This is a genomic window from Longimycelium tulufanense (genome assembly GCF_014645795.1).
In the GTDB taxonomy this organism is placed as follows: domain Bacteria; phylum Actinomycetota; class Actinomycetes; order Mycobacteriales; family Pseudonocardiaceae; genus Longimycelium; species Longimycelium tulufanense.
In genome coordinates, this window is sequence record NZ_BMMK01000008.1 from 57,379 (window position 1) to 70,226 (window position 12,848).

Annotated in this window: 12 protein-coding genes; 6 read left to right on the plus strand and 6 right to left on the minus strand. The window is 68.3% G+C overall.

Annotation, left to right across the window (positions count from 1 at the left end; translation table 11 throughout):
* Window positions 1-277: 277 nt before the first annotated feature.
* Window positions 278-823: an isopentenyl-diphosphate Delta-isomerase gene (gene idi, locus IEY55_RS10570; protein ID WP_189056546.1), complete on the minus strand. Its 546-nt coding sequence runs from the start codon at window positions 821-823 to the stop codon at window positions 278-280.
* Window positions 824-945: 122 nt separating this feature from the next.
* Between idi and IEY55_RS10575 the strand changes: the two genes are divergently transcribed.
* Window positions 946-1,431: an Lrp/AsnC family transcriptional regulator gene (locus tag IEY55_RS10575; protein WP_229686248.1), complete on the plus strand. Its 486-nt coding sequence runs from the start codon at window positions 946-948 to the stop codon at window positions 1,429-1,431.
* A 191-nt stretch (window positions 1,432-1,622) separates the two neighbouring features.
* On the opposite strand, the gene IEY55_RS10580 is transcribed toward IEY55_RS10575, so the two are convergent.
* The 3 genes from IEY55_RS10580 to IEY55_RS10590 are packed head-to-tail and all read right to left on the minus strand — an operon-like array spanning window position 1,623 to window position 4,346.
* Window positions 1,623-2,648 carry an ABC transporter substrate-binding protein gene (locus IEY55_RS10580; protein ID WP_189056548.1) on the minus strand — a complete coding sequence of 342 codons (1,026 nt, stop codon included), beginning with the start codon at window positions 2,646-2,648 and terminating at the stop codon, window positions 1,623-1,625.
* Between the two features lie 20 nt (window positions 2,649-2,668).
* Entirely contained in the window at window positions 2,669-3,547 is an 879-nt protein-coding gene (locus IEY55_RS10585; RefSeq protein WP_229686249.1) for an ABC transporter permease, read from the minus strand.
* Window positions 3,537-4,346 (minus strand): ABC transporter ATP-binding protein, encoded by an 810-nt coding sequence (locus tag IEY55_RS10590; RefSeq protein WP_189056550.1) that lies wholly within the window; start codon window positions 4,344-4,346, stop codon window positions 3,537-3,539. Before IEY55_RS10590 ends, IEY55_RS10585 begins: the two co-directional genes overlap by 11 nt.
* Before the next feature lie 152 nt (window positions 4,347-4,498).
* On the opposite strand from IEY55_RS10590, the gene IEY55_RS10595 reads away from it, so the two are divergent.
* Complete coding sequence (locus IEY55_RS10595; protein WP_189056552.1) at window positions 4,499-6,115, plus strand: ATP-binding protein; 1,617 nt, start codon at window positions 4,499-4,501, stop codon at window positions 6,113-6,115.
* Between the two features lie 7 nt (window positions 6,116-6,122).
* Window positions 6,123-6,782, plus strand: a complete 660-nt coding sequence (locus IEY55_RS10600; protein WP_189056554.1) for a response regulator — start codon at window positions 6,123-6,125, stop codon at window positions 6,780-6,782.
* Window positions 6,783-6,986: 204 nt separating this feature from the next.
* On the opposite strand, the gene IEY55_RS10605 is transcribed toward IEY55_RS10600, so the two are convergent.
* Entirely contained in the window at window positions 6,987-7,700 is a 714-nt protein-coding gene (locus IEY55_RS10605) for a DUF4142 domain-containing protein (RefSeq protein WP_189056556.1), read from the minus strand.
* Between the two features lie 230 nt (window positions 7,701-7,930).
* On the opposite strand from IEY55_RS10605, the gene IEY55_RS10610 reads away from it, so the two are divergent.
* Window positions 7,931-8,626: a TenA family protein gene (locus IEY55_RS10610; RefSeq protein WP_189056558.1), complete on the plus strand. Its 696-nt coding sequence runs from the start codon at window positions 7,931-7,933 to the stop codon at window positions 8,624-8,626.
* Window positions 8,627-9,055: 429 nt separating this feature from the next.
* On the opposite strand, the gene IEY55_RS10615 is transcribed toward IEY55_RS10610, so the two are convergent.
* Entirely contained in the window at window positions 9,056-10,018 is a 963-nt protein-coding gene (locus IEY55_RS10615) for a methionyl-tRNA formyltransferase (protein ID WP_189056560.1), read from the minus strand.
* A gap of 297 nt (window positions 10,019-10,315) precedes the next feature.
* On the opposite strand from IEY55_RS10615, the gene IEY55_RS10620 reads away from it, so the two are divergent.
* Both IEY55_RS10620 and IEY55_RS10625 read left to right on the plus strand, forming a co-directional pair.
* A complete protein-coding gene (locus IEY55_RS10620; RefSeq protein ID WP_189056562.1) occupies window positions 10,316-11,698 on the plus strand; it encodes a lysine N(6)-hydroxylase/L-ornithine N(5)-oxygenase family protein in 1,383 nt (460 codons plus the stop codon).
* A gap of 90 nt (window positions 11,699-11,788) precedes the next feature.
* Window positions 11,789-12,808: an iron-siderophore ABC transporter substrate-binding protein gene (locus IEY55_RS10625; RefSeq protein WP_189056564.1), complete on the plus strand. Its 1,020-nt coding sequence runs from the start codon at window positions 11,789-11,791 to the stop codon at window positions 12,806-12,808.
* The last annotated feature ends 40 nt before the right edge of the window (window positions 12,809-12,848 follow it).

Below are 12,848 nucleotides of genomic sequence, written 5' to 3' on the forward strand. Positions count from 1 at the left end.
CGACATCAGGGGTCTTGGTCACGATCAGATCACGATCGGGAACGTATTGTTCCTATTGGTGATCTGCTCACCATTTGAATCGAATGAGGCGTTGCCCGGTTTCACAGGGCGGGGAAAATGTGAATGTCTATACAAATTTGTCGGCGTGGCCAAGGGTGGAAGAAGTGCGGTACCTCTTCCGTTCGAACGGTCTCAACGGCCGGTGGACGAGGTTCTGGCACACCTGTGTGCGGTTCACCTCCCGGCGACGACCTCACGCCTGCCTTTCGATGCGGCGCTAGTCGGGCAGGGCCTCAGCGAGCAGGGGGACCTGCTCGACCGCCCAGGGGCTGAGCACCCACGGTGCACGCTTGGCCAGGTCGGCGAACTCGGCCCACGGTGTCCACCGCCACTCGACGACCTCGTCCGGGTTGGGCCGCGGCTGCTCGTCGCTGGTGGCCAGGAACACCGGACACACCTCGTTCTCCACGGTGCCGTCGGCGGCGGTCGCGCGGTAGGAGAAGTCGGGCAGCACCAGCTCCACCGTGCGCAACGCAAGGCCCAACTCCTGCTGGGCCCGCCGGCGCACCGCGTTCGGGAGCGGCTCGCTCGGGGCCGGATGCCCGCAGAAGGAGTTCGTCCACACCCCCGGCCAGGTCTGCTTGCCCAGTGCGCGTCGGGTGACGAGCAGGTTCGCCGCGTCGTCGAACACGTAGCAGGAGAACCCGAGGTGCAGCGGCGTGTCCGGCCCGTGCACGCGATGTTTCTCCGCCGCGCCAACGGGTTGCCGCCGCTCGTCGAGCAGGACCACCAACTCGGTCCGCACCCCGGCGACCTCGGCCATTGCCTTCCCCTCCGTACTCGTGTCCGGTCGGCCCAGCCTACGTCGTGGCCGGCGCCGTCGCCCGACCCGCACGCCGGACCGGTGGTTTGCCGCCGTTGCGGACCGGGCGGGATGATGCGGGGGTGACTCGGAGCAGCGCGTCCGCGGGGCGTGGCCACGGCCGCGCCCTCGACGAGGTGTCCAAGCGCATCATCGAGCAGCTCCAGTCCGACGGGCGCCGCTCGTACGCCGCGATCGGCAAGGCGGTCGGGCTGTCCGAGGCCGCCGTGCGGCAACGCGTGCAGCGCCTGGTGGACACTGGCGTCATGCAGATCGTCGCCGTCACCGACCCGATGCAGGTCGGGCTGTTCCGGCAGGCGATGATCGGCATCGAGGTCGAGGGCGACGTGGAGGCGGTCGCCGAGCAGCTCACCGCGATGGACGAGATCACCTACGTGATCGTCTGCGCCGGCTCGTTCGACCTGCTCTGCGAGGTGGTCTGCGAGGATGACGGTCACCTGCTCGAGGTGTTGTCCAAGCGGATCCGGGCCATCCCCGCGGTGCGCCACACCGAGACCTTCGTCTACCTCAAGCTGTGCAAGCAGACCTACCAGTGGGGAACGCGCTGACTTACCCGCGTCGATCGTCCCGGGCACATCGGGTGACGACCGAGGTCGGACCTGACGAGGCGAGGATCACGTTCCGGTACCGACAAGGGCGATGACTGTCGCACCACTCCACAGAGCCGGTGAGGAGATACGCCAGCGCGTGAGGCCACCTGTCCCGGGCCCGCACCACGGGACAGGCGATCTCGCCGCGGTCAGGGACGGACCTTGTCGACGAACTCGTTGGTGTAGGTCCGGGCCAGGTCCACCTGATCCTTCCTGCCCTTCACGCTCGGCGAGGCCAGCGCGAGCACGTCGAGCACGTTGCGCGCGCCTTCCTCCTTCATCCGACCGTCGCCGTTGAACATCCCTTTCGTGTCGTTGATGGACTTGACGTAAAGATTCCTGCCCGCGTTGGCATAGTCGGCCGGCATCCGGTTCGCGATCTCCTCCGCGGAGCTGGACTCGATGAACCGCAACGTTTTCACGAAGGCATTGGCCAACTTCTGCACGATCTCCTTGTTCCGGGCGACGAACGCGCAGTCCATGTAGAGCGAACTGGCGGGGTAGAGACCGCCGAGGGCTGCCCTGGTGCCTTCCTCGGTGCGCATGTCGAGCATGATCTCGGCCTTGCCCGAGCTGATGAGCTGGGCGACGGTCGGATCCGTCGTCATCCCGGCGTCGATGCCGCCGTTGTCGATCGCGGCGATGAACGTCGGCCCCGCACCCGCCTTGACCGTGGTGTAGTCGGAGCTGGACACCCCCGCCCGTGCCGCGAGGTACTGGGTGAGGAAGTCGGTCGACGAACCCGAGCTCGTCACACCCAGCTTGCGGCCCCGGAAGTCGGCGGGGCCGGTGACGGTGCCGGCATGTCGGCGGGCCACCACCTCGACCTCACCGGGGACGTCCGCGAGCTGCACGACGCTCTGGATGCACTTCCCCTTGGTCTGCACGTCGATGGTGTGGTCGTAGAAGCCGATCGCCCCCTGCACCTCGCCGGCGATGAGGGCGTTGCCGGCGGAGGCGCCGGCCGGCTCGGTGAGCAACTGGACGTCGAGGCCCTCGGCCCGGAAGTGGCCGAGCTGCTCGGCGAGCCTGGCCGGCAGGTAGATCACCTTCTCCAGGCCGCCCACCATGATCTTGATCGGGCCATCACCCGCGACGCGCGAGTCCCGGCAGCCGGCGAGCACGAGCGCGACGGTGGCGACCAACGCCAGGAATGCCGTGATCCTACTCCGCATGAGCGTTCCCCTTCCCACCGTCAAACCCGTACTTCGGTGCCGCCGGCCTGCGGCCGCCACCGCAGGAGTCGCTTCTCCAGCACCGAGAGCAACCATTCGGCCAGCAGCGCGATCACTGTGATGACGATCATCCCGGCGTAGATGCCGGGCGCGTCATACATGTTCTGCGAGCGATTGATCAGCAGTCCCAGTCCCTTGCTGGCGCCGGTGAACTCGCCGACCACCGCGCCGATGAGTGCGAAGCCGAACGCGATGTGCAGCGAGGCAAGGATCCAGGACGTCGCGGAGGGCACCACGATCGAGGTCAGTACCCGCAGCCGGCTCGCGCCGAGCACCCGGGCGTTGTTCACCAGGTTCCGGTCGACCTCGCGCGCGCCCTGGAACGCGTTGAAGAAGACGGCGAAGAAGACGAGGACGAACGCCGTGGCGACCTTCGACGTCATGCCGAGTCCGAACCAGAGGACGAACAACGCGGCCAGCACGATGCGGGGAACCGCGTTGGCGGCCTTGATAAACGGGGCACAGATCTCCGCGAGAAGCCGGCTTCGACCGAGCAGGATGCCCAGCACGACGCCGGCCAGCGCGCCGAGGGCGAAGCCCAGGACAGCTTCCTGCAGCGTGACCTCGATCTGCTCCCAGATCGAGCCCTGGCTCGTCCCCACGGTGAACCATTCGACCAGGCGTTGCCACACCGCAGACGGCTTGGAGTAGAAGAACGGGTCGATCCAGTAGGTGGCCGTCAGTTCCCAGCTCACCAGCCAGCCGGCCACGAGCGCGAGACGGATCGCCCACACCGTGGCGCGTCTCTTCCGGTGCGCGCTGGTCGCCTTCGCAACAACAGAGGAGTCCACTGTGGTCCTTCCGCTCCGGGGCGTGGTGATGGTGGTGTCATGCGGCACGGTGGCTCGCCTCCTCGCGTGCGCGGTTGACCTCTTCCCGTAGCGAGTCCCAGATTTCCCGGTAAACGAACAGGAACTCGTCGGTCATCCGGATCTCCTCGACGTTGCGCGGTCGGGGCAACGCCACGTCGAAGCTGGCCTTCACCGTGGCCGGGCTCGCGGTCATGACCACCACCCGGTCGGCCAGGGCGATGGCTTCCTCCAGGTCGTGCGTCACGAAGACGACCGCGGCATCGCTGCCGGCCCACAACCGGAGCAGCTCATCCTGCATCAGGCTGCGTGTCTGCACGTCGAGTGCGCTGAACGGCTCGTCCATCAGCAGGATCTCCGGCTCGTTGACCAATGTCTGGGCCAGCGCCACCCGCTTGCGCATGCCGCCGGAGAGCTGGTGGGGGTAGTAGCCCTCGAACCCGGCCAGGCCAACCCGTTCCACCCACACGCGGGCGCGGTCACGGGCCTCGGCACGGCTCGAACCGCGGTACCGGGGACCGCTGGCGACGTTGTCGAGCACCGAGCGCCACGGCAGGACGGCGTCGTTCTGGAACATGTAGCCCACGCCCGGCGGGATGCAAAAGACCTCCTCGCCCCGGACCAGCACGACCCCTTCCGACGGGGGCTCCAGCCCGGAAACCAACGACAACGTGGTGGACTTGCCGCAGCCGGTCGGACCAACCACGGCGACGAACGCGCCGCCCCGCACGGTCATCGTCAGGTCGCGCACCGCGGTGTGGACGCCACCCGAACTGGCACGGAAGCGCTTGGTCGCGTTCCGCAGCTCGATCACAGGATCCGGTGTCATCTCAACCTCCGGTTCGGTCGGTTTTTCCTGCGGCGGCAGACCGTAGATGGCCCGGATCACCATGGGGAGGCTTGTGGACGTTGTTCGCCCAAGCTGCGTTGCGCACGTTTCGCGCGTTCTGCTCGCACGAGCAGCGTCGTAGCCTCCGCGGAATGGCTCGACGTCGAATACGGTTCGCCCGGCAACTCCTGCTGTTACAGACCGGGCTCGTCACCGTGGTGGTAGGACTCGGCTTCGCATTGTTCGCGTGGTGGCTGCGCACCGATCTGACCGACCAGTACACCGAGCGTGCCCTGACCACGGCGCGGGCGGTGGCTTCCAATCCGGACCTCGGGGATGCGGTGCTCCGCGACGATCCCGACCAACTCGTGCAGGCGCGGGCTGAGTCAGCACGCCTGGCCACCGACGCGTTGTTCGTTGTCGTTACCGACGATCGGGGTGTCAGGATCGCCCATCCGGACCTGAGTCGGCTCGGCCTTCCGGTGAGTACCGATCCCTCGGCACCGTTGGCCGGCCGCGAGGTCGCCAATGTGCAACGCGGGACACTCGGCCTGTCAGCTCGCGGCAAGGTTCCGCTGCACTCGAGCGACGGCGAGATCGTCGGGGAGGTGAGCGTGGGCTTCAACGCCAACGAGATCGACCGCGAACTGGCCGGGCTGCTCGGCGCCGCAGCCGTGTTCGCCTTGGGTGCGACAGCACTCGGTGTCGCCGGGGCGGGGTTGCTGTCGCGTCTGCTCAAGCGGCGGACACTCGGACTGGAACCGCACGAGTTGGCCGACCTGGTCCGGGAACGGGAGGCGGTGTTGCACGGCATCGGGGAGGGCATGCTCGCCCTCGACGCGGTCGGCCGGATGTCGATGTGCAACCGCGAGGCGGCCCGGCTGCTCGGCATCGCACCCGCACCCGGCGTCCCGGTGTCCGAACTACGGCTGCCCGCCCGGCTGCACACCGCGCTGGAGCACCGCCATCCCGTCAACAACCTGCTCATTGTGGCGGGCGACCGGCTCCTCGTGGCCAAGCTGCGGCCGGTACGGCGCGACGGGCGCGACCTCGGGTGCGTGCTCACCCTCCGGGACCGGACGGAGCTGGAGGCGTTGACCACCGAGTTGGACTCGGTGCGGAGGCTCTCCGAGGCGCTCCGCGCCCAACGACACGAGTTCGCCAACCGGCTGCACACCCTGTCCGGCCTCTTGCAGACCGGTCGGCGGCACGAGGCTGTGGAGTACTTACAGGCGTTGTCGGCCGGACCCCTCGCCCGCCTGGGACCCGGCGGTGCGGGGGTGGCCGACCCGTTCCTGCAGGCGTTCCTGGCGGCCAAGACCGCGCTCGCCGAGGAACGCGGCGTGGTGTTGGAGGTGGGGGAGACCAGCTGGGTCCCGACCCGGGTCGTCGCACCGGTCGAGGTGATCACGGTGGTGGGCAATCTCGTCGACAACGCGCTCGACGCCGCAAGGGAGGGTACTCGGCGTACCGCAGCGGTGGAGATCGACCTGCTGGCCGATGGCACGACGTTACACATGTCCGTAGTGGACAGTGGGGAAGGAGTACCAGAAACGCTTCGAGAGAGGATTTTCGACGAAGGAGTATCCACAAAGGACTTGCGTGAGCGTGGTCTGGGATTGGCCTTGGCGCGGCGCGCGGCGGCTGGCCTCGGTGGCGAGGTACGGCTCACCGATCCGGGCGGTGCGGAGCACGGGGCAGTGTTCGTCGCCCGACTTCCGGATGCGTTGGCACCCGGAGCGTTGGTCGCGGAGAAGGCAGGAAGGTAGCCGGGCGATGATCCGAGTACTGGTGGTCGAGGACGACTTCCGTGTAGCGCAGGTGCATGCCGCGTTCACCGAGCGGGTCGACGGGTTCGAGGTGGTGGGCACGGCGCGAAACGCGGCCGCGGCGCTCCGCTGCATGGCCGACCTGCGTCCGGATCTGGTCCTGTTGGACAGCTACCTTCCCGACCGGTCCGGGCTCGAACTGTTGGGCGAGATCGACGTCGACACCATGATGCTCACCGCCGCCTGCGACGTGGCATCGGTGCGCACCGCGTTCGCACGCGGGGTGGTGAACTACCTCGTCAAGCCGTTCACACAGGAACAGCTCGCCGCACGGCTCGTGGCCTATGCCCGCTATCGCAGGCATTTCGCCGACATGGGGCGCGGACTGACCCAGGAGCAGATTGACCGTGGGGTTCGCCTGCTGCACGACGGCGACCAGCCGGCCACTCCCAAGGGGCAGTCGCCGGTGACCGCGCGGCTGGTTGCCGACACGTTGCGAAGCGCTGGCGGCCCCCGCTCGGCCACCGAAGTGGCGACGGCACTGGGGATTGCCCGTGCCACGGCCCAGCGCTACCTCGCTGGCCTGGCCCAGGACGGTGCCGCACGGATGAGTCTTCGCTACGGCACCACGGGACGCCCGGAGCACCAGTACGAGTGGTACGGCTGAACGCCCTCTGGTGGACAGGCAGACGGTGTGTTCACCGCTGCGGGAACGGCGGAGCGTCCGGGGGCGGGGCGCGCCCCACTTCCCGCGGTGGGGTGCGCCCCGCCCCTGACAGCTCCGAGTTCCGGTGCGCACCGGTCCCGGTCCGCCCGGAACACACGTCCGCGAACCCCCGACGTCACCCCGCGGACGGTTCGTCGGTAAGCGTCACTTCTTGGGGCGGACGGTGGCCTCGATGTCCTCGAAGGTCGTCTGGTCCACCAGCCCGGTGTCCTCGAGCACCTCCATGTGATCCAGCACGGTCTGGTTCGCCTCGCGCGCGTGCCGACGGATGAGGTCGTTCTGCGTCGCGGCCCGAACCTCACCGATCGTGGCGAAGATCTTGCCGTGCGAGGCGCGCAGCAGGTTGGCGAAGAGCCGGTCGAACTCCGAACCCCTGGCGTTCTCCAGCTGCTTGACCCAGCCCTGCTGCTCCTCGGTGGCCTCGTTGGGGATCTGGACCCCGAGAATCTTGGCGTCCTCGCGGACGAGCTGGTCGAGCATGGAGTGCCCGTCGATCAGGTGCGTTCCTGCGCGCTTGACCGCTTCACTGGAGCCGTTGGTCTGCGCCAGTCGACCCGCGGGGATCTCCCACAACCCGGCACGGCGCACCGCGACCAGGAAGTCCTTGTCCACCTCGGTCACCGGCCCGGCGCCGGGAGCCGCACGGCCGGAGTCCTTCTCGGGCGGCTTGGGGTCCATGGACTTGCCGTGCGCGGTCTGCTGCGACGTGGCGGCCGCCGGATCCGCGTTCGCCTCGCTGTTGCGAGCCTGGGTCCACACCAGCACGGGAACCATCCCCAGCGCGACGGCGACAACCGCCGCCGTCACCACCACGCGAACTCGACTCGTCGACCTTGCCGCACGCCGCCTCGGTCGCATTCTTCCTCCTTCTAACACCGCGTGCTGCTCCCTTCACGGGGTCGGGAAGAGCTCTGGCATGGCACGCACTGGGGGATACGGACAAAAGTGCCCCGGCGTTCACCGAGTGCGGACCGGGTTCGCCCGGATACCGGTCGTGTTCAGGCCGGGCTCGCTTGATCGATGCATGTCATCATTGTGAAGATCATGTGAGCCGACGGGCGGAGACATCCGGTGGCAGGGTTGGGGTCATGACGGGATTCTGTGCCCAGGCGTGGCAGCACACCGCGCGACTGCAGCAAGCCATGCTCGACCTACGGTTCAACACCGAGCTGTCCGACGGTGTGCTCTCCCGCGAGCGCTTCCAGTTCTATCTCGTTCAGGACGCGCGCTACCTGGTCGGTTTCGGGCGGGCGCTCGCCGCCCTGGCGACGCGTGCACCGGAGGTCGACGATGTCGCGTTCTTCGCCGGGGCCGCCCGCGAGGCGATTGTGGTCGAGCGGGAACTGCACGCCGGCTACTTCGAGCGGTTCGGGCTGAGCCAGCGCGACGTCGAGCAGACCGAGACGTCCCCGACCTGCCTGGCCTACACCTCCTACCTGCTGGCACTGGCCACGACCGGTTCGGTCGGCGAGCTCGCCGCCGGGCTGCTCCCGTGTTTCTGGGTTTACCACCACGTGGGCAGCGCCATCCTCGCCCGCCAGGCCACACGAGCCAGCGGCGCCCCCGAGAATCCCTACCGCGCCTGGATCGATACCTATGCGGACGAGGAATTCGGCGCGGCAGTGGCGTCGTGCCGGGACGCGGTGGACCGAACGGCCGCAGCGGCAGGTCCGGATGAGCGAGCACGCATGCTTGCCGCGTTCACCCGAGCGACCGAGTACGAGTGGCTCTTCTGGGACAGCGCCTACCGTATGGAGTCCTGGCCGACCAAGGGATTGCGCTGACACCACCGGCACGGCTGGCAGGAGCAGGTGCTCGACCACCTCACGTGTTGACCCAACGAACGGCAGAGTCATGCTAGGCCGTCTGGTCAGGTTGACGTCGTGCATCTGTTCCCGGCCCACGTGACAACATCACGGTCAGTAACAAGCATGGGCGCTCTGGCCCGAGGTAGAAGGCGGACGGGGCGGGGCACAATGCCCCGCCCCGTGTCGGCGAGAGCCAGCGAGCTCGCGGTTGACGACCTGCCGCACCGCGGAAGGCAGCACGCCGGCCCGGCGCGAAAGCAGCGGTGTTGTTCAGCGAGGAGGTGTGGCCGCGGTCGGGACCCCACGCACAGCCGATCGAGCAGAGTGACGTGGAGGAGGCAGGAACTGGGCCGCGTCGACGTGGCGTGTCCGCGCCGCGATCGGTACCGCGAACAGCAGCCCGGATCAGCGGGAGCTGGGCCGCGGGTGGCCGGTCAGGTAGCCGCCCATGGTGCGGAAGTAGTCGGTCGCCGCGTACTCCGTGCCGTCCTCGGTACGGACCCGCTCGATGACCAGACCGTGGTTGCGTCCGCGCCGCGCGTCCGCGCCGGCGACGATGACGACGCCGTTGCCCTCCCGGATGAAGATGCGCCCCGGGGTGCCGCCGTAACGGCCGGTGGACACCGAGGCACGCACGATGCGGAGCCGCTCGCCTTTGTGGAAGGTGAAGGCGTTGGGGTACGGGTCGGACTGGGCGCGCACCAGCCGGTCGATGTCCTCGGCCGGCCAGGTCCAGTCGATCCGGCTGTCCTCGATCGCCCGCTTGTGGAAGAAGCTCGCCTTGGAGCGGTCCTGCGGCGTCCAGTCGGTGCGCCCGGAGGCGATCAGCGCCAGGGCCTCGGTCACCACGGGCGCGATCAGGTCGACCGTCTTGTGGAACAGGTCGGTCGCGGTGTCCCGCGGACCGACCCTGACCGCGCGCTGCAGCACGACGGGCCCGGCGTCCAGCTCGCCGTCCATCATGTGGGCGGTGACGCCGACCTCCTCCTCACCATTGATCAACGCCCAGACCAGCGGCGAGAAGCCGGCGTAGGCGGGCAGCAGGGAGTCGTGCACGTTGAGCGTGCCGTAGCGGGGCAGCTCGAAGATCTGCGGTGGGATCCAGGTCCGCCAGTTGTTCGCGACGATGAGGTCCGGCTCGGCCGCCTTGATGCGGGTGATCAGCTCCTCGTCGTCCGGCCGGTTGCGCATCGCCACCTCGACGCCGTGCTCGGTGGCCAGATCGGCCACCGAGTCCGACCAGATCCGCTCGTAGGCGTGGTCGGACTTCGGGTGCGTGACGACCAGCGCGACCTCGTGCTCGGAGTCCAGCAGTGCCTGCAGGGTGCGGTGCCCCCAGGTCTGGTAGCCGAACATGACGACGCGCATGGGCCTGTTCCTCCTGTCGCGCGGGGCGGTGCCTAACCCGATCAGTAAAGCAAGCCTAACCTAATTTGGCAACGGGTCCGCCAGTAGGCCGAATCACCTGCCGAACGGACTAGCCAAGGTATGCCTCACTTAGGTTAGGTTACCCTTTGCGACCGACGGCGGATCGGTCCCGCCCGAGGCGGGGTGGGCGGGCCGGGAGTCGGCGCCGGCGCGCGGGAGCCAGGGCGCACGCGCCGCCGAGGAGACGACGGGGATGACGGGGACGCCGACTGCGGCCCTGCCGCTGATGGGACGGGTATGTCACAGGGACTACGCACAGCCGAGACACCGGTTCACGACCTGGTCGGGGTGGGGTTCGGACCGTCGAACCTCGCGCTCGCGGTCGCACTCGCCGAACACAACGGCACCGTCGGCGAGGCCGGCCCGGACACCGTCACCGCGCACTTCCTGGAACGCCAGCCCCGGTTCGGCTGGCACCGGGGGATGCTGATCGACGACGCGACGATGCAGGTGTCCTTCCTCAAGGACCTGGTCACGCTGCGCAACCCGAGCAGCCGGTTCAGCTTCCTGGCCTACCTGCACAGCAAGGGCAGGCTGATTGACTTCGTCAATCACAAGAACCTCTTCCCGCTGCGGGTCGAGTTCCACGACTACTTCGAGTGGTGCGCCGCGCAGGTCGACGACCAGGTCTCCTACGGCTACGAGGTGGTCGAGGTGCACCCGGTGACCGAACCGGGCTCAGACGAGGTGACCCTGCTGGACGTCGTGGCCCGGCCGACGGTCCCCGGCGGTGCGCCCGTGGTGTTGCGCGCCCGCAACCTGGTGGTCGCCACCGGGCTGATCCCGAAGCTGCCCCCGGGCGTCCACAGGTCCGAACGGGTCTGGCACAACAGCGACCTGCTGCACCGGATCGACACGGTGGACCCCACCGCAGCCTCCCGGTTCGTGGTGGTCGGCGCCGGGCAGAGCGCCGCCGAGGTGACCGCCTTCCTGCACGGGCGGTTCCCCGAGGCCGAGGTGTGCTCGGTGTTCTCCCGGTTCGGGTACAGCCCCGCCGACGACAGCTCGTTCGCCAACCGGATCTTCGACCCGGGCGCCGTCGACGAGTTCTACGGCGCGCCCGAGGAAACCAAGCAGCGGCTGATGGCCTACCACGCCAACACGAACTACTCGGTGGTCGACATCGACCTGATCGACGACCTGTACCGCCGGGTCTACCAGGAGAAGGTGCTCGGGCAGCAGCGGTTGCGGCTGCTCAACGTCTGCCGGGCGGTGGGCGTGGACGAGACCGACACCGGGGTGCGGGTCACGATCGAGTCGCTGGCCACCGGCGAACGCAGCGTGCTGGAGTCCGACGTCGTCGTCTACTCCACCGGTTACCGGTCCGACGACTCGCTACCGATGCTCGGCGAGCTCGCCGCGCGCTGCCGTCGCGACGAGCTCGGCAGGCTGCGGGTCGAACGGGACTACCGGGTACGGACGACGCCGGAGGTACGCCCCGGCATCTACCTCCAGGGTGGCTCCACCGAGCACACGCACGGCATCACGTCGTCGTTGTTGTCCAACAACGCCGTGCGTGCCGGCGAGATCCTGCAGTCGATCCTGGGAAGGCGCGTGCAGGCACCGGTCGAGGCCGCCGGTGCGGGGCGGTACTCGCTCAGCGCCGCGCATTCCGCATAGACGGGGGCGTGCCGGGGACCTGCCCGCGGCGGGGTCCTGGCACGTAGCTGTTGTATGCCGCCGCAAGTGAAAACCGAAAGGTGAACGCCCATGTCCCCCGAACCGATCCGCAGAGCCCTCCGCCGGCTGGGTGCCGTGGTTCCGGCACTCGCGCTGCTGGTGCTTGCCGGTTGCGGCTCCGCCGACAAGCCGGCCGGTGACGCTGCGCAGGGTCAGGCGCAGGGTGCCTTCCCCGTCACGGTGGAGCACAAGTACGGCACCACCGAGATCAAGGCCGAGCCGAAGAAGGTCGTGACCCTGGGCCTGTCCGACCAGGACGCCGTGCTGGCGCTGGGCATCAAGCCGGTCGGCGTCGTCGACTGGTTCAAGGAGCGGCCCTACGGGAAGTGGCCGTGGGCCAAGGACAAGTGGGGCTCGACACAGCCGGAGATCGTCGGCGAGCGCGACGAGTACAACATGGAGAAGATCGCCGGCCTCAGGCCGGACCTGATCATCGCCCAGTACTCGGGGATGAAGAAGGAGCAGTACGACACGCTCTCCAAGATCGCCCCGGTCGTCGCGCAGCCCAAGGATCATGACGACTACGCCGCGCCGTGGCAGGTGATGACCAAGCAGATCGGTCAGGCCCTCGGCCGGGAGTCCGAGGCCGAGAAGCTGATCTCCGACATCGACGCGCGCTTCAAGGAGGTCCGCGACTCCCACCCGGAGTTCGCGCGCCAGACGCTGGCCGTCGCGGACAGCTTCGAACCCGGCAAGTACTCGGCGTTCACCAAGACCGACCCGAAGGCGATCTTCTTCTCCGAGCTCGGGTTCACGCTCGACCCGGAGATCGACAAGCTCGCCAAGCCCGGCTGGAACGTGGCCGAGCTCAGCGCCGAGAAGCTGGACGTGCTCGACGTCGACCGGCTGGTGTGGGTCACCTCCAGCACCGAGGCCAACGATCGCATCAAGGCCGAGCCGCTGTACCAGAAGCTGAGGGTCGCCCAGGAGAAGCGGGACCTGTTCGTGCCCTACGAGAACCCGGACATCGGCGCGGCCTTCTCGTTCAACACGGTGCTGTCGATCCCGTACGCGATCGACCAGATCCTGCCGCTGTTGACGGCCAAGTAACGGCGAACCGCTCGCACGGGACCAGGGAGAGGCGACCCGA

Bases quoted from the DNA above. Each gene is read 5' to 3' on its own strand.
- idi (WP_189056546.1), bottom strand. From the start codon at position 823: ATGGCCGAGGTCGCCGGGGTGCGGACCGAGTTGGTGGTCCTGCTCGAC.
- IEY55_RS10580 (WP_189056548.1), bottom strand. From the start codon at position 2,648: ATGCGGAGTAGGATCACGGCATTCCTGGCGTTGGTCGCCACCGTCGCG.
- IEY55_RS10590 (WP_189056550.1), bottom strand. From the start codon at position 4,346: ATGACACCGGATCCTGTGATCGAGCTGCGGAACGCGACCAAGCGCTTC.
- IEY55_RS10595 (WP_189056552.1), top strand. From the start codon at position 4,499: ATGGCTCGACGTCGAATACGGTTCGCCCGGCAACTCCTGCTGTTACAG.
- IEY55_RS10600 (WP_189056554.1), top strand. From the start codon at position 6,123: ATGATCCGAGTACTGGTGGTCGAGGACGACTTCCGTGTAGCGCAGGTG.
- IEY55_RS10605 (WP_189056556.1), bottom strand. From the start codon at position 7,700: ATGCGACCGAGGCGGCGTGCGGCAAGGTCGACGAGTCGAGTTCGCGTG.
- IEY55_RS10610 (WP_189056558.1), top strand. From the start codon at position 7,931: ATGACGGGATTCTGTGCCCAGGCGTGGCAGCACACCGCGCGACTGCAG.
- IEY55_RS10615 (WP_189056560.1), bottom strand. From the start codon at position 10,018: ATGCGCGTCGTCATGTTCGGCTACCAGACCTGGGGGCACCGCACCCTG.
- IEY55_RS10620 (WP_189056562.1), top strand. From the start codon at position 10,316: ATGTCACAGGGACTACGCACAGCCGAGACACCGGTTCACGACCTGGTC.
- IEY55_RS10625 (WP_189056564.1), top strand. From the start codon at position 11,789: ATGTCCCCCGAACCGATCCGCAGAGCCCTCCGCCGGCTGGGTGCCGTG.